The organism is Robbsia andropogonis (assembly GCF_000970345.1).
GTDB lineage: Bacteria > Pseudomonadota > Gammaproteobacteria > Burkholderiales > Burkholderiaceae > Robbsia > Robbsia andropogonis.
In genome coordinates, this window is sequence record NZ_LAQU01000046.1 from 1 (window position 1) to 21,919 (window position 21,919).

Annotated in this window: 17 protein-coding genes; 11 read left to right on the plus strand and 6 right to left on the minus strand. The window is 62.1% G+C overall.

The window, feature by feature from the left end:
- Both WM40_RS31765 and WM40_RS23500 read left to right on the plus strand, forming a co-directional pair.
- A partial coding sequence (locus WM40_RS31765; protein WP_330218176.1) for an AcvB/VirJ family lysyl-phosphatidylglycerol hydrolase occupies positions 1 to 661 on the plus strand: 661 nt, incomplete at its 5' end.
- Positions 625 to 1,599 (plus strand): virulence factor family protein, encoded by a 975-nt coding sequence (locus tag WM40_RS23500; protein WP_236693661.1) that lies wholly within the window; start codon positions 625 to 627, stop codon positions 1,597 to 1,599. The genes WM40_RS31765 and WM40_RS23500, both read left to right, overlap by 37 nt.
- Positions 1,600 to 1,686: 87 nt before the next feature.
- On the opposite strand, the gene WM40_RS28240 is transcribed toward WM40_RS23500, so the two are convergent.
- On the minus strand, positions 1,687 to 3,468 hold the full coding sequence (locus WM40_RS28240; RefSeq protein WP_052738490.1) for a S8 family serine peptidase: 1,782 nt from the start codon (positions 3,466 to 3,468) through the stop codon (positions 1,687 to 1,689).
- A 376-nt stretch (positions 3,469 to 3,844) separates the two neighbouring features.
- Positions 3,845 to 5,263: an argininosuccinate lyase gene (argH, locus tag WM40_RS23510; RefSeq protein ID WP_024902723.1), complete on the minus strand. Its 1,419-nt coding sequence runs from the start codon at positions 5,261 to 5,263 to the stop codon at positions 3,845 to 3,847.
- A gap of 554 nt (positions 5,264 to 5,817) precedes the next feature.
- Between argH and hemC the strand changes: the two genes are divergently transcribed.
- The 4 genes from hemC to ppa all read left to right on the plus strand — a co-directional run bounded on the left by hemC (position 5,818) and on the right by ppa (position 11,144).
- Positions 5,818 to 6,942 (plus strand): hydroxymethylbilane synthase, encoded by a 1,125-nt coding sequence (gene hemC, locus WM40_RS23515; RefSeq protein WP_024902724.1) that lies wholly within the window; start codon positions 5,818 to 5,820, stop codon positions 6,940 to 6,942.
- Positions 6,939 to 9,329: a fused uroporphyrinogen-III synthase HemD/membrane protein HemX gene (gene hemDX, locus WM40_RS23520; RefSeq protein ID WP_052738491.1), complete on the plus strand. Its 2,391-nt coding sequence runs from the start codon at positions 6,939 to 6,941 to the stop codon at positions 9,327 to 9,329. Before hemC ends, hemDX begins: the two co-directional genes overlap by 4 nt.
- A gap of 5 nt (positions 9,330 to 9,334) precedes the next feature.
- Positions 9,335 to 10,525 carry a heme biosynthesis HemY N-terminal domain-containing protein gene (locus WM40_RS23525; RefSeq protein ID WP_046154148.1) on the plus strand — a complete coding sequence of 397 codons (1,191 nt, stop codon included), beginning with the start codon at positions 9,335 to 9,337 and terminating at the stop codon, positions 10,523 to 10,525.
- 88 nt (positions 10,526 to 10,613) lie between these two features.
- The gene (gene ppa, locus WM40_RS23530) at positions 10,614 to 11,144 is read left to right on the plus strand and encodes an inorganic diphosphatase (protein WP_046154149.1); all 531 of its coding nucleotides are present in this window, start codon (positions 10,614 to 10,616) and stop codon (positions 11,142 to 11,144) included.
- Between the two features lie 127 nt (positions 11,145 to 11,271).
- Here ppa and WM40_RS23535 read toward each other — a convergent pair whose 3' ends face one another.
- On the minus strand, positions 11,272 to 12,381 hold the full coding sequence (locus WM40_RS23535) for an L-histidine N(alpha)-methyltransferase (protein ID WP_046154150.1): 1,110 nt from the start codon (positions 12,379 to 12,381) through the stop codon (positions 11,272 to 11,274).
- Positions 12,382 to 12,643: 262 nt separating this feature from the next.
- Complete coding sequence (locus WM40_RS23540) at positions 12,644 to 14,002, minus strand: GNAT family N-acetyltransferase (protein ID WP_046154151.1); 1,359 nt, start codon at positions 14,000 to 14,002, stop codon at positions 12,644 to 12,646.
- Positions 14,003 to 14,125: 123 nt separating this feature from the next.
- Between WM40_RS23540 and WM40_RS23545 the strand changes: the two genes are divergently transcribed.
- Positions 14,126 to 15,922: an NAD+ synthase gene (locus WM40_RS23545; protein ID WP_046154152.1), complete on the plus strand. Its 1,797-nt coding sequence runs from the start codon at positions 14,126 to 14,128 to the stop codon at positions 15,920 to 15,922.
- 53 nt (positions 15,923 to 15,975) lie between these two features.
- Positions 15,976 to 16,314 carry a P-II family nitrogen regulator gene (locus WM40_RS23550; protein ID WP_024902731.1) on the plus strand — a complete coding sequence of 113 codons (339 nt, stop codon included), beginning with the start codon at positions 15,976 to 15,978 and terminating at the stop codon, positions 16,312 to 16,314.
- Here the strand turns inward: WM40_RS23550 and WM40_RS23555 are convergent, their stop codons facing one another.
- Both WM40_RS23555 and trxB read right to left on the minus strand, forming a co-directional pair.
- Complete coding sequence (locus WM40_RS23555; protein WP_024902732.1) at positions 16,315 to 16,995, minus strand: Smr/MutS family protein; 681 nt, start codon at positions 16,993 to 16,995, stop codon at positions 16,315 to 16,317.
- 10 nt (positions 16,996 to 17,005) lie between these two features.
- Positions 17,006 to 17,983 carry a thioredoxin-disulfide reductase gene (gene trxB, locus WM40_RS23560; protein ID WP_024902733.1) on the minus strand — a complete coding sequence of 326 codons (978 nt, stop codon included), beginning with the start codon at positions 17,981 to 17,983 and terminating at the stop codon, positions 17,006 to 17,008.
- A gap of 505 nt (positions 17,984 to 18,488) precedes the next feature.
- Here trxB and WM40_RS23570 point away from each other — a divergent pair.
- The 3 genes from WM40_RS23570 to WM40_RS23580 all read left to right on the plus strand — a co-directional run.
- A complete protein-coding gene (locus tag WM40_RS23570; protein WP_046154154.1) occupies positions 18,489 to 20,819 on the plus strand; it encodes a DNA translocase FtsK in 2,331 nt (776 codons plus the stop codon).
- Positions 20,820 to 20,881: 62 nt separating this feature from the next.
- Positions 20,882 to 21,619, plus strand: coding sequence for an outer membrane lipoprotein chaperone LolA (lolA, locus tag WM40_RS23575; RefSeq protein ID WP_046154158.1), 738 nt, complete (start codon positions 20,882 to 20,884; stop codon positions 21,617 to 21,619).
- Positions 21,620 to 21,624: 5 nt separating this feature from the next.
- Positions 21,625 to 21,919, plus strand: a 295-nt coding sequence (locus tag WM40_RS23580; protein WP_046154155.1) for an AAA family ATPase, incomplete at its 3' end; no start/stop codon positions are given.

A 21,919-nucleotide genomic window follows, 5' to 3' on the forward strand; every position in this document is an offset into this window, starting at 1 on the left:
AGAATATGCAGTACCTGTGGCAAGGAATGGTAGGGTGGGCCTGACAGCGGAATGGGCTGCCAACTGCGTCATCCACGCGCAGGATGGTATGTCTAGGCACGCCGTGCATCGCACACGCCATCCCATGAGGGTGGTGCGCGCGACGTGGTTGTCGGCGCTGCGTGGTGCGCTGCTCGGGTGGATCGTGTTTGCTGGGCCGGCGGCGATGGCGGCCGGCGGCCACGGCGGTGGCGGCCACGGTGGCGGTCCGGTTGGCATGCGTGCGGCGAAAACCACGACGCCGCCGAACAGCGCCTCCGCTCCGGTAGTGCCCCAACCCACTGCGACAGGAGAAAAAACCATTTCAGGCGGCTTGTTCGGCGACGTCACGTACTACGCGCCTGCCGGTTCACTACGCGGGTTCGTCGTGCTCTACTCCGGCAAGAGCGGCTGGCAAGCGTCGGATCGTGATGCGGCGCAAGCGCTCGCCAAAAACGGCGCGATGGTGGTGGGGGTGGACACACAGCGCTACGCCGCGCGTCTCTCTCACGAAAAAGAGGACGCAAGCGGTTGCCACTACCTGGTCGGCGATGCCGAGGCCGTCAGCCATCAATTGCAACGCGAGGCGCACTCGTCGCGTTATTTTTGCCAATTCTTGCCGGTAGCGGGCAGGGCGCGCTAGTAGCCGAGCGTGCCTTGGGCCGTGCCCCGTCGAACACCTTGGCAGGTGCGATCGTGGTGGATCCGGATGGGACCTTGGACGCGCGCTTCGCCCCCTGCCCGAACGATCAGATGAAAGAGGGCAATGGTCCCAGCGGCTTCCTGAGCGCGGCGTCCACCAGCGGTGAAAGCGTCATGCCGGCAATTTCCACCGGGGGCCGGCCGTTGGTCACCAAGTATTTTCCGAAGGGAACGTCCGATGCCGATGTGATGAGCACGTTGGTGATCCCGCATCTGGCACAGACCGGCACGCCATCGAACGATGACGTATCCGATCTGCCGCTGGTGGCCATGCCCTCGTCGCAGCCGAGCGACCTGTTGGCGATTGTGATCTCGGGTGACGGCGGCTGGCGTGACCTCGATAAATCGGTGGCCGAGGCGATGCAGAAACGGGGCGTGAACGTGGTGGGTGTGGATGCGCTGCGCTACTTCTGGAGCGAGCATACCCCGGAGCAGACGGCGCATGATATTGCCCGGATCATCGAGGTGTATGGCAGGCGTTGGCACACCCAGCATGTGGCGTTGATAGGTTACTCTTTCGGCGCGGACGTGATGCCGTTTCTGTATAACCGCTTGCCGTTGGAAGACAAGGTGCAGGTGTCGCTGATCGCGTTGATGGGTTTCTCGCCCAGGGCGGATTTCCAGATCCGCGTAACAGGCTGGCTGGGCATGCAGGCCAGCAGCAAGGCGTTGCCGACGCTTCCCGAGGCCGCGAAGATCCCCACACCGTTGCTGCAGTGTTTCTACGGTGTTGAGGAAGACGACACCGCCTGCCCGGAGCTGGCCAAGCGAGGTGTTAACGTGGTCAAGATGGAAGGCGGCCACCATTTCGGGGGCAGCTACGATGATTTGGCGTTGACGATCCTGAACCGCTGGAAGGCGCAGTTCAGCACGAAGTGACGATGCGATGGCGGGCACGTCGTGCCTGTCCGCCCGCCTTCAGCGTTTTAACGGCCCGTCACCGCGACGGATATCTCAGTCCCGCCCTCAGGTCCGTGACTGCCATGTTTGCGCAAGTTCGACCGCGCGGCGCGCATTGATGCGACCGTATCCGTAATAAGGACTGTGGCCGGTCGCATTGTACGTCACGCCGTCGGTTGCGTTACCGGGCGCGTCAATACGGTCGCATGCAGCAGCAAGAATACGGCGTAAGTCCTTTAGCGTCAGTTCATTTGCGATGGATAGAACCAACGCCGCCACGCCCGCTGCGCCGGGTGCGGCGCTCGATGTACCGCCGAAGTCGCTGCTGTACGCCGCAGTTATGCCGTTTCGCGTACCCAGTGTTACGGGTTGACTCCTGGCACCATTATGCCGTTGCGCGGCGCCAGGGAATTCGCTGCGGGTGATTGTCGGTGCCCAAATGCCGTAGGTACGCAGCGCTTGTCCACTCTGCCGCCGCTCCGGTAGTGTTGGTTGCTCGTCGTCACTCGGGAAGACGGCCAGCAGACGCGGACCGAAATTACTGTATTGCGATCGCTGCCCGTGCTCGTTGCAGGCTCCGATTGAGAACACCGCGGGATGGTTGTCCATTGCGTTTTTGTCAATGCAGCTGTTCGAGTTGCCCGACGCAAAAAAAATGGCGCACCCGAGTCCGCGGCGGCCCTTGGTCGTGGCGTGGTGGATAGCCTCGCGGAAGTAGGATGCCAATGGCGGCAAGCGCACATAGTGATCTGGGTCGTGTGGGTTCGACCAATAACCTGCAGGTATTCCCCAGGAGCAAACAATGACGTCTGCGCCGTGATCCGCCGCCCAGGCGAACGCACGTGCGCCGCCGAGATCGGATTCAAAGCCCCATTTCAATGGCATCAGCTTCGCATCGGGTGCGACGCCGCACGCACCATGCACGCCCGATGCACATGCAACCCCTGCTACTTGTGTGCCATGTGAGTGGCCTGGCGAAGTTGGCCTGACCTCCGCATGCTCATCGTACTCCGCGAAAGTTTGCGGCGCGACGAGTTTTTCCCAACTGCCGGCGAATTCCGGGTGGTCGATGTCGAAGCCGTCATCAATGACGGCGATGGTGATTCCCTTCCCCGTCGCTATGAGGTGTGCATCGACGACGTTCGCGCTGTTATCAATCGTAATGTCAGCCGCGTATTGGGTTTTTCTGAGGTGCCACTGTCGGCGGTCGATGATGCGTTCGCCTTGTGACGGCGGCCATTCTTCGAGGGTGTGCGGGGTGGCAGGGGTTTCGGCGTGGACTTTACGACCACTTTCCATTCGCGATAGAGGCCAAAGCAAATCAGGGGTCGCGTACTCGATTTCCTCGTCGTTCAGTAATGTAAGCGCGATATCGAAAACCGCTTTGGGCGAGCCGATGGCACGGCCGGAGAAACCATTCGGGCTAAATGCCTCCGTGCGTATGTCGCTCAGTCCCGCTTCACGAAGATAGGCCGTCGCGGCCTCTTCGGCCCGCGCCGTTCTGAATTTGACGAAGATCGCGCCGGAGTAACGCGGCGGTTGCCCGCTCTGTGAGTCCACCAGCGCCCGAGCGACAAATGCCACCTCAGGCCAGTCAGCGATGATTTGCTTGGCCTGGGTCAGGCTGGATGCCGAGCCTGGCGCGAGTTCGACCAGAAATGTATTCGGCATACCCGTACGATCCTCATCCGCATCACGCATTCGGAAAGGCCATGGACCAGAGTCGATGCGCAAAAGCAAGGCGGCATTTTGGGCTGGCGCGCATCCCACGATCAGCAGCGTGTTGCTTTTTTCCAGATATAAGCAGCCTTCGTCTTTGCTACCCAAATAAACCGGGATTTTTTCCATCTATGTCTCTCCTTGTGCATGCACCACGCTAATGTGGGAGCATCGGCCTGGTGCCGATTTGGCCGGCATTGGCCCACGTTCATTGGCGCGCTCTTGCACCGTCCTTGCATTTGAGGCACGGACTTCTCAAGCGCGGGTCGAATCGAACATCGGAAGAATTATAAATAGGATTACGAAATAAAAATGGTGTCAAAAGGCGGGTACGGGTCTGATTCCGTGGCGAGGTGAGAGGGCCTGTCCGTTGCTGAAAGCGGATGGGCGTCCGCCATCAAAAGATTTCCAGGGGATCAAGCGTGCGTTGCGTGTTGCGCCTGCCGCATCGCGCGGCCTGGGCGCCATGTGCTGCGAGAATATGGCCGGCGAGCGCAGCGCGTGCTCAGTCTTTCGCGTTCAGCGCCGCGCGCGCCTGGGCCGCTGCTGCCCTGACCTGTTCTGGCGCGGTCCCGCCGGGATGATTCCGCGCGGAGACCGAGCCTTCCAGCGTCAAATACTGTGGCACGTCGTCGCCGAGCAAATGGGCGACGGCGGGCAGTTCGGTACGCCATTCGGCCACGGACAAGTCGCCCAGATCACAGCCCCGGTCGACACAGATTCGCACCGCGTGCGCCACGGCTTCGTGTGCATCGCGGAACGGCAGGCCACGCTTGACCAGGTAATCGGCTAGATCGGTTGCCGTCGAGAAACCTTGTGCGGCGGCGTGACGCATGGCGTCGGCCTTGACGGTGATGCCGGCAGCCATTTCAGCGAAGATCCGCAACGTGTCGACAACGGTGTCGACGGTGTCGAACAGGGGTTCCTTGTCTTCTTGATTGTCCTTGTTGTACGCCAAGGGCTGCCCTTTCATCAGCGTCAGCAAACCCATCAGGTGGCCGGTGACGCGACCGGTCTTGCCGCGCGCCAATTCCGGCACGTCCGGGTTCTTCTTCTGCGGCATGATCGACGACCCGGTGCAGAAGCGGTCGGCAATATCGATAAAGCCGATACGCGGACTGATCCACAGCACCAGCTCTTCCGAGAAGCGCGAGACGTGCGTCATCACCAATGCCGAGGCGGCGGTGAATTCGATGGCGAAGTCACGGTCCGAGACGGCGTCGAGTGAGTTGGCGCAGATGCCGTCGAAACCGAGTTGCGCGGCCACGAAGTCGCGATCGATCGGGTAAGTCGTGCCGGCCAGAGCCGCCGCGCCCAGGGGCAGACGATTGACGCGCTTGCGGCAGTCGCGCATCCGCTCGGTATCGCGGGTGAACATCTCGACATAGGCCAGCAGGTGATGGCCGAACGTGACCGGCTGAGCGACCTGCAAGTGGGTGAAGCCGGGCATGATCGTGTCGGCGTGTTGCGTCGCGAGATCGATCAATGCGGCGCGCAGCGCGCCGAGCAGGTCGATGATCGTGTCGATCTCCCCGCGCAGCCACAGGCGGATGTCGGTGGCGACCTGGTCATTGCGTGAACGACCGGTGTGCAGGCGCTTACCTGCATCGCCGATCAACGCCACCAGGCGCGCCTCGATGTTCAAATGCACGTCTTCGAGATCCAGCTCCCACGTGAATTCGTCACGCTCGATCTCGCCGCGAATCTGGGCCATACCGCGCTCGATGGCTGCCAAGTCTTCCTGGCCGATGATCTGCTGCCTGGCGAGCATGGTCGCGTGTGCGATCGAACCGGCGATGTCGACCAGGGCCAAGCGCTTGTCGAAAAAGACCGATGACGTGTAGCGCTTGACCAGATCGGACATCGGTTCGTTGAAGCGCGCGGACCACGCTTCGGCTTTCTTGGCAAATTGGGAGGTGGTCATGGCGGCGGCAGGTTTGTTCTAGCGGGGGCGCGGCGAGGCGCGGCGACCGCGGTTACGATAAGCGGAAATACGGGGAGATCGGGCGGGTTCGAGCCGGATCATTTCATTGCGGAAGCAAGCAAAAACCGTCCACGATAAAGCCGGCCATTATAGCAAGCAAGGCAGATGGCGAAAATCGCATTTTGTTGTGAAAAGAGAGGGTGATAAGGGGAGGCAGTGGCATTCCCTAACGCACTTCGGGTCAATGAACTGAAAACCTTGCTTTTGCGAACGAACCGACGCGCTCGACGTGCGCCAATCCTGGTAGCGGTTCGTTCGTTATACGTGCCGCGCGCAAGTTGCCGGGCGGCGCGTGTGCCCGTGCTACCATGCGGGACGTAGCGCGCAGGTCGTCCACGCCCATTCGGCGGGCCTTCTGCGACTTTTATGTTGTCAATCGTGTAGTCAGATCGCCCGTTCGGCGTGGGGGCGCAACGCATCGCATCGGCAAATTGGCCCCTGCGTTGACCCGGCGGTATTGTCCGGACATGTCCTCCTGCCGTGGCGCCAAGTTGATGAATGTCTCTTCTTCCTTGTTCGATGGTGCGTCCGCGCAACCACCCGCCAGCCTGACCATCGCGTCGCGCGAAAGCCGACTGGCGATGTGGCAGGCCGAATATGTCCAAGCCGCGTTGCGCGCGCTCTATCCGGCATGCGATGTCCGTATCCTCGGGATGACCACGCGCGGCGACCAGATTCTGGATCGTACCCTGTCCAAGGTGGGCGGCAAGGGCCTGTTCGTCAAGGAGCTGGAGGCCGCGCTGTACGCGGGCCGCGCCGATCTCGCCGTCCATTGCGTCAAGGATGTGCCCATGCAATTGCCGGACGGTTTTCTGATGACGGCGGTCATGGCGCGCGAGGATCCGCGCGATGCGTTGGTGGCGCGCCAGGGGACGATGTTGACCGCACTGGGCGATCTGCCGCCGGGTGCGGTGGTCGGCACGTCCAGCTTGCGCCGGGAGTCGATGATCCGCGCCCGTTATCCCCATCTTTGCGTGGCGAGCCTGCGCGGTAACCTCGACACCCGCCTGGCCAAACTCGATCGCGGCGATTACGCGGCAATCATCCTGGCCGCGGCCGGTCTGAAGCGGCTGGGCATGGCGCATCGGATCAGTGCGCTGCTCGACACGGACACGAGTTTGCCGGCCGTCGGGCAAGGTGCGCTATGTATCGAGATTGCAGCGGCCCGCCCGGACCTGTCGCGTTGGCTGGCGCCGTTGCATCACGCGCCGACGGCGTCGGCCGTGCAAGCCGAACGGATCGTCTCGCGGATGCTCGGTGGCAGTTGCGAAGTGCCGATCGCGGCCTTTGCGCGCTGGTCCGATGCCACGGACGCCGAAACCGGTTCCGGAGGGGGGCAGGGTAGCTTGCAACTACGGGCGCGTGTTGCCATGCCCGACGGGTCGCGCGCCTTGCACGCGCAGGGCGAGGGTGCGGCGACGACGCCGGACGCGGCCGAATCGATTGGCCGACATGTCGCGGAATCGCTGATCCAGCAGGGCGCGCTGGAAATCGTCAATGCGCTGGTATCCGCGGGTGGTGATCGGAATCCGTCCGCGCCGCCCGCCGCCGGACACCGTGCCGTCGGTGGCGACGTCAAGGACGCCGATACGGACGGCAAAACGGATCCCGGCGTGTGAGTACGCCGCGCGATCTCCCCGTGACCGAGCCCGCGGCATCCGCCGTGCCGGAAGGGCCTGTCGCCGATAACCGTGCCGTGAACGCCGCATCGCCGATTTTCACGGCAATCCTGACGCGGCCAGCGGGTCAATCGGCTCCGCTGGCGAAGCGATTGACCGACGGTGGTGTGCCCTCGATCGATTTTCCGTTGATCGGGATATTGCCGGCCGAGGATACCGCGCCGTTACAGGCGGTGCTGGCCGCGGTTGAAGCGTCGCCGATTGCGTATCGGCTGATCTTCTTTGTATCACCGAATGCCGTCACGCACGCGTTTGCCTATGCTGCCTCGCAAGGGGTCGATCTGGCGCGGATATGGGCATTGCAGGCGGCCTCGGCATCACCATCCTTAGCCAATGACGATGGCGATGGCGACGATCCGATGCAGGGTGTCCAGCACGCCAATGCCAATACTTCCCTGACGTCTCCCGCCACCGAACGGGGCGTCGCGCCAGCATCCGTGTCATCGGCCGTACGCCACCCTGCGTTCACCGGAGCGCCGTGGATAGCCGCTGTCGGCCCTGGCACGCTCATGGCATTGGCTCATCACGGTATTCACGCGAGCAGCCATCGACTGGTGTCCCCAGATGGCGCGGAAGGCGTCATGCGCGCGATGCGCGAGGGCGACCCGGCGCAGGTGACTGATGCGGTGCGTTTTGATTCCGAGGCCCTTGTCGCCGCCCTCGACGCTGTCGTGCCGCGCACCGCTTGGCGGGGCGAGCGCGTCCTGATTCTGCGAGGCGATGGTGGCCGGGAGTGGTTTGCCGACCTGTTACGCGAGGCCGGTGCACAAGTGGATGTCGTGTGCGCGTATCGCCGGATGCTCCCGGCGCCGGATGCCGCGGCGTGGCGGCCGATCGAAACATTGGTGGATGGCGATGCGCCCGCTGCCTGGGTCATGGGCAGCTCGGAGGCGGTACGTAACCTGCGCGCACTGGCGGAAGCGCGGTTTGGCGAGGGCGAGCGCCTGCGCGCATTGCTGCATATGCCGGTGCTGGCGCCGCATCCTCGAATCGCCCACGCAGCCGAACGCGCGGGTTTTGATACGATATGGCATTCCGATGCGGGCGATCTGAACCTGGCCCGCGCGATTTTCGCGGCCTCCGAACGACTGACAAAAAAGCAGAACACCGACGGCATGACAGAAGAGAACACAGGTAATACGGCCGCTCCTGCGGCCCACTCCCCAGGCACGGCGTCCCCGGCGGGTACGACCTCGGCCCAGCGGCCAAGCGCGCCCTACGTGGCTGGTGCCAGCCCGGCCATCCCGCATTCCCGCCATGCCGGCATGATCGGTTCGCTATGGCTGGTGGTCATCCTGGCGGTTTCCGCGGGAGCGGCGGGCGGCTGGTGGCTGAACGCACGTTTCAACCATGAGCTGGACGCGTTGCGGATACGTCAGACCTCCGGTGACCAGGCGCTTGCCGACGCGCGCGAAAAAAGTGCGCAGTCGCTCCTCGCGGCCCACCAATTGGACAACGCGTTCGCGGCATTATCGGGCAGGATAAATGACACCCAGACGCAGCAGCAGGCGTTGCGGCAGATGTATCAGGACCTGGCGCGTAACCGTGACGACTGGGTGATGACGCAGGCAGCGCAGACGTTGTCCAGTGCCAACCAGCAACTGCAATTGACCGGCGACGTGCATATGGCGTTGTACGCATTGCAGAACGCGGACACGGAATTGTCGACCAGCAGTGCGCCGCAAGTGCTCGACGTGCGCCGTGCAATTGCTGCCGACATCGACAAGTTGAAGGCCGTGCAGGTGGTGGATGTACCCGGTCTCGCGCTGCGATTGGATCAGGCTATCGCGAAAGTCGACGACTTGCCGTTGTCAGGGGATGTGTCGCCCCGTGCGGACGCATCGGCAACCGCGGCCGTCGCGGCATCGGGTGTCACGGCCGCCGCGGCATCAAGCGCATCGGACACCGGGATAGCGCCTTGGTATAAAGGCGGCGTGTTCACTGCCGCTTACTGGCGCGCGGCATGGGCGACGCTGACGCATCGCGCCAGCGACTCCGCATCGCGGATGGTGACGGTCCGCCGTATCGATCGGTCGAACGCCGACGCGATGTTGATCGCCCCTGATCAGGACGCCTATCTGCGGCAGAACGTCACGCTGCGGCTGCTGTCCGCGCGCCTGTCATTACTGTCGCGCAACGAGGCATCGATGCAGTCCGATCTTGCGGCCGCGGATGACGCGCTTGCCAGGTATTTCGATCCGTCGTCGCCGAGCGTCGGACAGGTCCGGGAAACGATCGCGAGCGTGCGCGGCGCGGCACGGCACGTGGATATCCCCACCCTGGACGGCAGCCTGCAGGCCTTGCGTCAGAACATGTCGCGGGGCTGACCACGATGACGCTCAAGGGATTGATCTGGATCGCGGCGTTGTTTGTCATTGCCGTCGGGGTGGCGTTGGCGGGGCATGCCCAGCAGGGGCATGTGATTCTGCTGTATCCGCCCTATCGGCTCGACATGACGCTGCATGTATTGATCGGCGCCGTATTCGCATTGTTTGTCGCGCTGTATGTCGTCATCCGCCTGTTCCGCAGTGTCTGGAAAATGCCAGAGCGTTTCGCCGGTTTCCGGTCGCGTTCACGCACCTCAAAGGCGAATGCGGCGTTGCGTGAGGCGATTGCGCATTTCCACTCGGGACGATTCTCGCGTGCCGAGAAATCGGCTCGCAGCGCGGCTGCCATTCGCGAGAACACCGACAGCGCCGGACTGATCGGTGCGTTGGCGGCCCACAGGATGCGCGAAACGGTACGGCGAGATGCATGGCTGGACAGCATCAAGGGTAACGCATGGTGGGACGCCAAGCTGCTGGCACTGGCCGAGATGCAGGAGGACGCGCATGACCCGCAAGCCGCGCTGGTCTCGCTGAATGCATTGGAAGTGCAGGGTGCGCGTCGCTTGCGGGCACAACAGCTGGCGCTTCGCGCGCATCGCGATCTGCATCATTGGGATGACGTGTTGCGCATCGTCAAATTGCTGGAAAAGCGCGAGGCCATCGATGAAGCCAGCGCATCGCAGCTCAGACGGCAAGCGGCGGAACACGTGCTGCGTGAACGCAAGCATGATGCCGGCAAGCTGCTGGAGGGCTGGAAGAGCCTGCCTTCGAACACGCGCCTTGCGCCGCGTGTGGCGGACCTGGCCGCCGAGCTATTGCTCGAACTCGATCGGGCCGACGATGCACGGCGGATTGTCGAGCAGGCATTGGCCGAGCATTGGGATGGCAAGCTGGTGCGCCGCTACGGCAGCTGCGGTGGCTCAGATCCGCTGCCGGCGATCCAGCGGGCGGAGACGTGGCAAAGTGCGCATCCCAACGACCCGGACCTGAGTGTTGCGCTGGGTGCCTTGTGTATCCAGCAGCGTTTGTGGGGCAAGGCGCAATCGTTCCTGGAAAGCGCGCTGAAACATGCCGATCATCCGGCAACGACGGTTCGAACGCATCGCTTGCTTGGCGACATGTATGAATCGCTCGGTGATGCCGACAATGCCGCGAGGCATTACCGGGAAAGCGCCCGGGCGTTTGATTTACACTAATGGCCGTTGGCGTGGCGCTGCGTCGTGGGTTGCACGCCGCGCCAGCCCCTTTATTTCGAATCAACCTGATCAACACTGAGAGTGCGCTATGAGTTTCAATGACGTCCCGGCGGGCAAGGACCCGCAGAACAATGATTTCAACGTGATCATCGAAATCCCGGCGCAAAGCGATCCGGTCAAGTATGAAGCCGACAAGGAGACGGGCCTGCTGTTCGTCGATCGTTTTATCGGCACCGGCATGCGCTACCCGGCGAACTACGGCTACATCCCGCAGACGCTGGCTGGCGACGGCGACCCGGTGGACGTGCTGGTGATTACGCCGTTTCCGCTGCTGGCCGGTTCGGTCGTGCGCGCGCGCGCGGTCGGCATGCTGAATATGACGGATGAGTCCGGCGTGGATGCGAAGCTGGTCGCGGTCGCGCATGACAAGATCTGCCCGGCGACGTCGGATATCAAGACGATTGACGATGTGCCGGCGTATTTGAAGGACCAGATCAAGCACTTCTTCGAAAACTACAAGGCGCTGGAAAAGGGCAAGTGGGTCAAGGTGGAAGGGTGGGAAGGGCAGGACAAGGCCCAGAAGGAAATAACCGAAGGGCTGGCCGCGTACAAGAAGTAAATAGGCCCTCGCCACCAGGCGAGCGCGTTCGTCAGCCTGCGCCGCTTACCCACGACCGACACCGAAACCGCAAAGGCGCATATCAATGCCGGTTTGCGGTGTTTTTTTTGACGTTCAACGGTGGCGATCAGTCTGGCGCTTGCCCCGGAGGAGGCACGTAAAAAAAGGTGTCCGTGAATCCGGTCTCGGGATCACGCCACTCGGCAAGCACGCCAAAACCTGCCTCACGTCCCATGGCGGCGATACTGCCTGCTCCGAACTTCACGCTATGCGCCATGTTCAAGCGCTCGCCTTCCTCGATGACTAGCGTCGCGCCAGCTTTACGGAGCGACACGTACTGCGTGGAACGCGCGACCAGTGCGGGTTCCACGATGGCAAGGTTGTATGGGAGCGGGCCCGCAAGCGATTTAGCGCTCACCGTATAGTCGAATGAGGTCACATCAAAATCACCGTCCAAGGCGCGATTGACGAAATTCAGCGCATTCTTGCCAAACGCGGCTTCAATCCCGAGCGCGTCGTTGTACTGGTGCGTTGTCTCGGTATGAGAATGGATACCCTCCGTGCCGATCAATAGCGCATCGCCCGGACGCATCTGCTCGCGGACTTCTGCCAGGAACGGAACGATCGCATCGGCATCGAATTCTGAAATCGCACTGTTCAGGAATAGAGATAGCAGTGGCGCGTCGTCGGGCCTGATTTCGCTGATCATGCGCAACGCGGGGAGATAAGTGGTTTCGAATGGAATCACCTCCACGGCGTGCAGGTTAGCCATCGTCACGGTGCATTGACGCAACGCCTCCTCCGAAATATCGACGGCGAACAATGTCGTGGACATCTTTGTCGCGATGGCTTCGACGATGACGCGTGTCTTCTGTCCCGAGCCACACCTGAGATCCGCGATATGGCATTGCAAGATCGGTGCGCGGGAAATGCTTTGACTGAGGGGCAAGCACTGTCGGCTTTGTGCCCATGCAACGATATGCGCGACGTGCGCTTGAAGGATGGCATTTTCCGCGCGGAATTGATGATTTTCGGGAATCAGCGTGAGGGCATGGTGGAGCGTGGATCCGAGCCCATCGTAGAGTGCGAACGCGGGAATGCAACGGCGGCCGCGCTGCTGTATCGCCGCGAGCAATGCCGCTTCCTGGTCATCGAGATACACAGGCGGCGCTGGATGCGTGCCTTGCACGCCGTCCGTCTCGATGTTCGTTACGTATGCGTCTACCGGTGCAAGCATGTCTGACTCCTTTCGATATCGGATTCGCAAGGTTGCGCGTCTCATCAGTCGCAATGGCACGCTGAAATTGGCAGGATCAATCCGCTTTCGATAGTAGGAGTCGTACCAAACCACCTCCAAAAAGACATGCGTTGCACGTCACGCGCTTTCGGCGTGCCCCGTCACGATATGGCGGCCCCTCTTTAAAACACGACGCTGACGCAGCGCAGGCGCGACAATGTACGTCGCCAGCGAGGGAAAAAGATCGTGGTGCCGTTTCGTGCTATGTCCGCTGTTTGAAGGGATCATGTTCGCGCAGCTCGTCGACGTAGTTACCGATGCCTGCCGTCTCACGCGCGAGGAAGTGGGCCACGGCATCGGAAAACGAAGGGTGCGCCAGCCAGTGCGCCGAGCGTGTCACGGTCGGCAGGAAGCCGCGTGCCATCTTGTGCTCTCCCTGGGCACCCCCTTCGAATACCGCGATCCCTTCATCGATGCAGAACGACAATGGCTGGTAATACGCGGTCTCAAAATGCAGGCAGTCGATATGTTCGATTGCGCCCCAATAGCGTCCATATAGCGTGCCGCGCGGTGCGGTTGTCTTCGTCGTGCCTGTCGTTGCCGGGGTGTCCGCGGTGCGTGTGGACGCGGCGCCGGTATCCGTATCGGCAACGTCACTTGTCCCGCCGATCGATCGGTCGTACACCAGCAGAGAGCTGGCCACCGGCCTTCCTTCCTTCTCGGCAATCACCAGCAGCAAATTTTCTGGCATCGTTTCCGCGATCGACTCGAAGAATGCCAGGTTCAGATAGGGTGTCGAGTGATGTTCGCGGTAGGTGTGCCGATAGCATCGATTGAAAAATCGCCAGTCTTCCGGTGTTGCATCCTCGCCGCGAACGCGTCGGAACGTCACCCCGGCCTCTTCGACGCGCCGTCGCTCGGCGCGGATGTTCTTGCGTTTTTTCTGGTTTAGCGTGGCAAGGAAATCGTCAAATGAGGTATAGCCGGCGTTCAGCCAATGAAACTGCACCGCGGTCCGCGCCATCATCCCGGCATTGTCTAGCAGGTTGGCTTCGTGTTCGGTCGGGTAGAGCACATGCAACGACGACAGGCCGGATTGCTTTGCAAACGCAACCAGCACCTGTGCCAGCGCGAAGCGCGCGGTATCGTCCTCGGCCAGCAGGCGTGTGCCGCTCACCGGCGTGAACGGCACCGCGCACAGCAGCTTTGGATAATATGCCTGACCATGCTGCTCGTAGGCATTTGCCCAGGCCCAATCGAACACATATTCGCCATAGGAATGCGATTTGAGGTACAACGGCGCAGCCGCGACAAGCCGTTCACCGGGGCCTGGCGGGGCTTCCGAGGAACTGACCGTATGTTCGGTGTCGGCATCGCTGCCGTCGGCCGCCTCGTTTTCTAGGGGCGGGGTTGCCGTTGTCACGACGGCATCGTCACGCCACAAGGTGACAAAACGCGGCGCCCAGCCCGTCTCGTCGGTTGCGCAGCCGGCGGCCGTCAATGCCGACAGGAAGGCGTGTTTCAGGAAGGGTGTGGGCCGCGGCTGGCGCGCCAATAGCGCGTCCCAGGCGGCGGCGTTGATTTCGGCGGGCAGGGCCGCAATGCGCATGCGATAATTCATCGAAATCCGTTCATGATCACAGGACGATCCAGACCGTGCGGCGTGCGAGACGATGCTCGTCTTCGCAGGACGCCGCGGAGAGAACACGATACCGCACGGTGCACTGTCAAAACGGCCGAACCCATGCCCATCCGAATCGCGCTTGCGCAAATCAATACGACTGTCGGTGATTTTTCCGGCAATACCGAGAAAATCGTTGCCGCTGCCCGCGACGCGCACGCCCAGGGTGCGCGCGTCTTCGTGACGCCGGAACTCGCGTTGGCTGGCTATCCGCCGGAAGATTTGCTGCTACGTCCGGCATTTTTCGCTGCCAGCCAGAAAGCGCTGACGGCGTTGTGCCAGGCGTTGCGGCCGTTGACGGGACTCTACGTGGTTGTCGGGCACCCGTTCCGCAGAAATGCTAACGCAAATGCGGCCGGCGTGCCGGCCGCGGCGCGGGCACCGGACGGGGCGGCAAACTATGACCGCCACGACAACCTGAATCGCGCCACGCACGACGCCCCGCCGAATCTGGCGCCGATCGACCGCAGCCTGCCGCCACGCGATACCTTCAATGCGGCCTCCCTGATCGTCGACGGCGAGATTATCGGTACGTATTTGAAGCAGGAATTGCCGAACGGCGAGGTGTTCGATGAAAAGCGTTATTTTGCTTCTGACCCCACGCCGTTCGTCTTCGAGGTCGATCGTGTGCGATTTGGCGTGATCATCTGCGAAGATGCCTGGCACCGTAGCGCCGCGCTGCTGGCGCAGGCGCAGGGAGCGCAGGTACTGCTGGTGCCGAACGCGTCGCCTTATCATCTCGACAAGGGTGATACGCGCGTGCAGATCGTCCGGGAACGCATTCGGGAAAGCGGTTTGCCGGTTGTCTACGTGAACGCGGTAGGTGGACAGGACGAGTTGGTCTTCGACGGCGGTTCCTTCGTACTGGACGGCAGCGGGGAGCGCGTCGCACAGTTGCCGCAATTCGAGGAAAAGCTCGGCCTGGTCGACTTCGAGGTCGGCGAGGGCGTGCCGGTGGCCGCGCCGGGTGCCACGTTGGCACGTGCCGAATCGATCGAGGCGCAGGTCTATCGTGCGCTCGTATTGGGCGTGCGCGACTATATTGGCAAGAATGGCTTCCCCGGCGCGATCATTGGCTTGTCCGGCGGCGTCGACTCGGCGCTGGTGCTGGCGGTGGCCTGCGATGCGCTGGGTGCGGATCGGGTACGCGCGGTGATGATGCCGTCGCGCTATACCGCGGATATCTCGCTGGTGGATGCGAAAGACATGGCGGCGCGGGTGGGCGTGCGTTATGACATCGTCGAGATCGCGCCGATGTTCCAGGCCTTCGAAGGGGCGCTGGCAAGCGAATTTGCCGGGTTGCCGCTTGACGCGACCGAGGAGAATATCCAGGCACGTATCCGCGGTACGCTATTGATGGCGTTGTCGAACAAGTTCGGTTCGATTGTCCTGACCACCGGCAACAAAAGTGAAATGGCAGTGGGCTACTGCACGCTCTACGGCGACATGGCCGGCGGTTTCGCCGTGATCAAGGATATTGCAAAGACATTGGTTTACCGTTTGTGCCAGTGGCGTAATGGCACAGACGTATTCCGCACCCGCGACATCATCCCGGAGCGTATCCTGACCCGCGCGCCATCGGCTGAGTTGCGCGAGAATCAGACGGACCAGGACAGCCTTCCGCCGTACGAGACGCTGGATGCGATCATGCGGATGTATATGGAAGAAGATCGCGCACCGGAGGATATCGTCGCTGCCGGGTACGCGGCCGAAGACGTGAACCGCATCGTGCGCTTGATCAAGATCAACGAATACAAACGCCGGCAGGCGCCCATCGGTGTGCGCGTGACGCCACGCGCATTTGGCCGCGATTGGCGTTATCCGGTGACGTCGCGTTACGTAGATCGCGTGCCCGTGTGAAAACACGTCACGCCACAAAACCCTATTAGACAGAGAGCGATCAAGGAGGCGTTATGAAACAAATCACTGCAATCATCAAACCGTTCAAGCTCGATGAAGTCCGCGAAGCACTGGCTGCCGTAGGTGTAACCGGGCTGACCGTGACGGAAGTGAAGGGCTTTGGCCGTCAGAAGGGGCACACGGAACTCTATCGTGGTGCCGAGTATGTCGTGGATTTCCTGCCGAAGAACAAGGTCGAAGTGGTCGTGTCGGATGCGCAGGTGGATGCGGTGCTGGATGCGGTAGTCGCCGCGGCGCGCACGGGCAAGATCGGTGACGGCAAGATTTTTGTCAGCCCGGTTGACCGCGCAATCCGGATCCGGACTGGCGAAGAGGACGAAGACGCCGTCTGATCACAGGCACTGGCGCTGCGTTTGTAGCAACACCAGCAGGGCGCCGGCGCCCCCATCGCGCTCGCGCGCTTCAACAAAAGCCATCACTTCGTTTTTCTGCGTCAACCAGCTCCTCACCCGTCCTTTCAAGACGGGCTCCCGATTGACCGATCCCAAGCCCTTGCCATGGATCACGCGCACGCAGCGCAGACCACGTTTTGCGGCGTCGCGAAGAAACAGCGCCATCGCATCGCGTGCCTCGTCGGTGCGATAGCCATGTAGATCAATCTGGGCTTGGACCACCCAGTGCCCCCGCCGCAGTTTCCGGACGACTTCCTGACCTACGCCGTGGCGCTTGAACGACAGGCTGTCGTCGATATCGACAAGCACGTCCGGGTCGTAGGCATCGGACAATGCCTCGCGCATGACCTCCCGCTCGTTTTCCCGCGTCTTCAGCGGTAGCGGCAACGGTCGCGGTGCAAACGGCATGACGCGTTCGGGAGCCGTCATCGGCGCCACCTTACCAACCGTGCGCCGGAAGAGGTCGGCATCGGCCATTGCCTGCGCCGCGCGCTCGGCGGCCTCAAGGCGCGCACGCTCGCGGGCGATCGCGGCATCGGCGAGCGCCCGCCGCAGTCCTGCCAGTTCAGCCCATTCGGCAAAACTGGCGGAAGCATCCGCCTGGGCAGGCTTGCGTGCCATGATGCCGCACTTACCAGGCCTGCAGGCTTTCCGTCGCTTCCGGATCTTCCAGGAAGCGCTGAGCGTCGAGTGCCGCCATGCACCCCGTGGCGGCGCTGGTGATTGCCTGACGGTAGACGTGGTCTTGCACGTCGCCCGCCGCGAACACGCCTGGGACGCTGGTGGCCGTGGCGTAGTTGCGCGTGTTCTTGCCGGTGATGATGTAGCCGCCATGCTCCATTTCAACCTGGCCGGCGAACAGGTCCGTGTTGGGCTTGTGGCCGATTGCGACAAACAGGCCATCTACGGTCAGCGCCTTGACCGCACCGCCGTTATGCCTGACTTTCAGGCCCGTCACGCCGGACGGGTCTCCCACGACTTCCTCCAGCGTATGGTCGAACAGGATCTCGACCTTGCCTTCTGCGACCTTCTGCATCAAACGGTCCACCAGGATCGGCTCCGCGCGGAATTTGTCACGGCGATGAATGACGGTGACCTTGCTGGCGATGCCGCTCAGGTACAGCGCCTCTTCCACCGCCGTATTGCCGCCGCCGATCACCGCGCAGGGCTTGCCTTTGTAGAAAAATCCGTCACAGGTCGCGCAGGCCGAGACACCCTTGCCCATGAACGCCGTTTCGGACTCGAGACCCAGGTATTGCGCCGATGCGCCGGTCGCCAGGATCAACGCATCCGCCGTGTATTCGCCCGAGTCACCCAACAGGCGGAAAGGTCGCTCATTGAGCTTCGCGGTGTGAATGTGGTCAAAGACGATTTCCGTGTTGAAGCGCTCGGCGTGTTCAAGGAACCGTTGCATCAGTTCCGGGCCTTGGACGCCGCTGGGGTCGGCCGGCCAGTTTTCCACGTCGGTGGTCGTCATCAATTGACCGCCCTGAGCCATGCCGGTGATCAGCAGCGGTGACAAGTTGGCTCGCGCAGCGTACACCGCCGCGGTATAGCCAGCCGGTCCGGAGCCGAGAATCAGGACTTTTGCGTGTTTCTTGTCGGACATGACAGTGATTCCTATTGAGTGCCGTTGCCACAGATATCGGTATGATACCTGGGGCCGTGCGATCCGTTTTCAATCCCTGGCCTTATGTGGCGGTTTCCACCTCGCCGCGCCGTTTCACCGTGCGGTGACGGTGGGACAGCAGTAACGGTGCGGTCTGAGACCTCGCGGACACGGCCAACCCGTCCGACGCTAGGACAAAGACGATTCGCCGACAAAGTGTTACAAAACGGTGGTGTCTTGCCATTACATGCTTCGGCGCGCGCTCACGTAGGGACTGTTATTGAAAAAGGTCAGGAAAAACAAAGTGTAACGCTCTTTTTTCGTATCCTGACGCGACCATCCGAGGTACCGTCCCGCGCCGTTTGCCACGCGGTGTGCGTGGTTTGCCGTACGCTTTGCGTCCATCGCCGGACCGGGCAGGATAAAATGACTACGCCGGAAGGATGGCGCGGGCCTCATGGCCGCCGGCATGCCACCGCGCACCCCCGACAGATTGATTGGATAAATGGCGAAAACCACCTTTACACCCGGCGCGCCTGCGTTACCGCATCGGATGTCGCGGCTCATCACCGAGATCCGCTGGCTGATTCAGGTCGCCGTCTCGATTTTCCTGCTGCTGTCTTTGCTCAGCTATGACCGGCGCGATCCGGCATGGACGCATGCGGCCCATGTCGACCACATTGCAAATTGGGGCGGCCGCGTGGGCGCGTGGACTGCCGACATGTTGCTCTTGTTGTTTGGTGTGTCCGCCTACTGGCTACTGCTGTATGTTGCACGCCGCGTGGCGTTGAACTACCGACGTATCAGTGGCCATCCGCTGATCGCGTCCGCGTCCACCGCCGATGATCCGGCGGCACACGAGCATGGCCGGATCGGCCCGATTGCCGAGGTGCTGGCGTTTGCGCTGGTCGTGCTGTCCAGCGTCGGGCTGGAAGCCATGCGGATGTGGTCGCTGACAATCCAGTTGCCACGTGCACCGGGTGGCGTGCTTGGCGACGTCGTTGCGCACGCGGTGCAGGGCGCGCTGGGTTTTACCGGCGGCACGCTGGCGCTATTGCTGATGCTGGCCATCGGTTTGTCGCTGTTCTTTCAGTTTTCCTGGCTGAGCGTTTGCGAGCGCGTGGGCGGTGCCATTATCTCCGGCGTCACGTTGGCGCGCTTGCGCCACGAGGCCGGGCGCGACCGCAAGGCGGGCGAGGTTGCCGCGACGCGTCGCGAGGACAAGGTCGTACGCAGCCGGGCGAAGGTGGAGGAGCACGAGCCGATTCAGATCGTGCCGCCGGCACCCGCGCCGCGCTCGGAGCGGGCGGAGCGGGAAAAACAGGTGCCTCTGTTCACCGATCTGCCGGGCGACGGCACGTTGCCCGCCCTGGCGTTGCTGGACGCACCACAGGCCGCGCAAGAGACTGTGTCGGATGACACGCTCGAATACACGTCCCGGTTGATTGAAAAGAAGTTGAAGGACTTCGGTATCGAGGCCGCGGTGATGGCGGCCTATCCCGGTCCGGTGGTGACGCGTTATGAAATCGAACCGGCCACGGGCGTCAAGGGCAGCCAGATCGTCAATTTGGCGAAGGATCTGGCGCGCTCGCTCTCGCTGACATCGATTCGCGTGGTCGAGACGATCCCGGGCAAGAATTTCATGGCCCTTGAGTTGCCGAACTCGCGTCGGCAGACCGTGCGTCTGTCCGAAATCCTGGGCTCCGACGTCTACAATGCCGCCGGATCAATGTTGACGATGGGCCTGGGCAAGGATATCGGTGGCAAGCCGGTGGTCGCCGATCTGGCGAAAATGCCTCACTTGCTGGTGGCCGGCACGACTGGCTCAGGGAAGTCGGTCGGGATCAATGCGATGATCCTGTCGCTGCTCTACAAAGCCAGTGCCGATCAGGTGCGAATGATCCTGATCGATCCGAAGATGCTGGAAATGAGCATCTACGAAGGCATTCCCCATTTGCTTTGTCCGGTGGTCACCGATATGAGCCAGGCCGGTCATGCGCTGAACTGGACGGTGGCGGAGATGGAGCGCCGCTACAAGCTGATGAGCAAGCTCGGCGTGCGTAATCTCGCCGGCTACAACAACAAGATCGACGAAGCGGACAAGAAGGGCGAGAAGATCGGGAATCCGTTCTCGCTGACGCCCGATGCACCCGAACCGTTGTCGAAGTTGCCGTCGATCGTCGTCGTTATCGACGAACTCGCTGACCTGATGATGGTCGTTGGCAAGAAGGTGGAAGAGTTGATCGCCCGGATCGCGCAGAAGGCGCGGGCGGCCGGCATTCACTTGATCCTGGCGACGCAGCGGCCGTCCGTCGATGTCATCACGGGTTTGATCAAGGCGAACGTGCCTACCCGCATTGCGTTCCAGGTGTCGTCGAAGATCGACTCCCGTACGATCCTGGACCAGCAGGGCGCCGACACGCTGCTCGGAATGGGCGATATGCTGTATCTGCCACCCGGATCGGGCTTGCCGGTGCGCGTGCATGGCGCATTTGTTTCCGATGAGGAAGTGCATCGCGTGGTCGATGATTTGAAGGCGCGGGGCGGCGAGCCGAACTATATCGAAGGCATCCTCGAAGGCGGTGTGGCCGGTGGCGGCGAAGGCGGGGAGGGCGGTGAAGGAGGCGATGCCGAAGCCGATCCGCTGTACGACCAGGCGGTCGAAATCGTGCTGAAGAATCGCCGCGCGTCGATTTCGCTGGTGCAGCGCCACTTGCGCATCGGCTATAACCGGGCTGCCCGCTTGCTGGAGCAGATGGAACAATCCGGCATGGTGTCGGCCATGGGCTCGAACGGCAACCGGGAAATCCTGGTCCCGCACCGGGAGGCGGATTAAGGCGGGATGGAAAGCGGGCATTCGCTCCGGGAAAGACAGAGACAATAGAGGAGCACATGACGATGGCGAACAAACGACGGGTTTTCCGCGGTGCCGTGCGCACTACTGCCGCGCTGCTGTTCAGCGGCGCATTGATGGGCCTGGCACCTGGCCTCGCCACGGTCGCCAGGGCGAACGGTGTCGACGAACTCCATACCTTCGTCTCGCAGGTCAAATCGGCCAGCGGCGAATTCACGCAACGCCAGTTGAAGCCTGTCAAGGGCAGTGGCGCGAAGACCGCGGCGGCGCAGTCGACCGGTCAAGGTACGGTACAGGCTGGCGGTGACGTGTTGGAACCGGCGGGGTCGTCGAGCGGCACGTTTACGTTTGCCCGTCCAGGCAAGTTCATCTGGGAATACCAGCAACCGTACCAGCAATTGCTGCAGGCGGACGGAAAGACGTTGTATGTCTATGACAAGGATCTGGCGCAGGTGACCGAGCGCACGCTCGGCAGTGCGCTCGGCGCCAGCCCGGCGGCTATCCTTTTTGGTAGCAATGACCTCGACAAGAACTTCACCGTTAACGACGGCGGCTCGAAGGGCGGGATGGACTGGGTCGAACTCGTCCCGAAGACCAAGGACACGCAATTCAAGCGCATCGGTATCGGCTTTCAAAAAGGACGCCTGAACGCGATGGAGCTGTATGACGTCTTTGGCAACGTGACGCTGTTGTCGTTCCAGAACCTGAAAGAGAATCCGCCGCTGAAGGCCGATGCGTTTTCCTTCGTGGTGCCAAAGGGTGCCGACGTGATCAAGGGCTGATCCGAATGGCCACGCCGGACCTGTTCTCCGCCACGCCGCGCCGCCCGCTGGCGGAAGCATTGCGACCGGGGCAACTGAGCGATGTGGTGGGCCAGCGGCATCTGCTCGGGGAAGGCAAGCCGTTGCAGCTTGCCTTCGCGGCGGGCAAGCCGCATTCGATGATCCTGTGGGGACCACCCGGTGTCGGTAAGACGACACTGGCGCGGTTGACCGCCCAGGCATTCGACTGCGAATTCATCGCATTGTCGGCGGTGCTTGGTGGTGTCAAGGATATCCGCGAGTCAATGGAGCGGGCGCAGC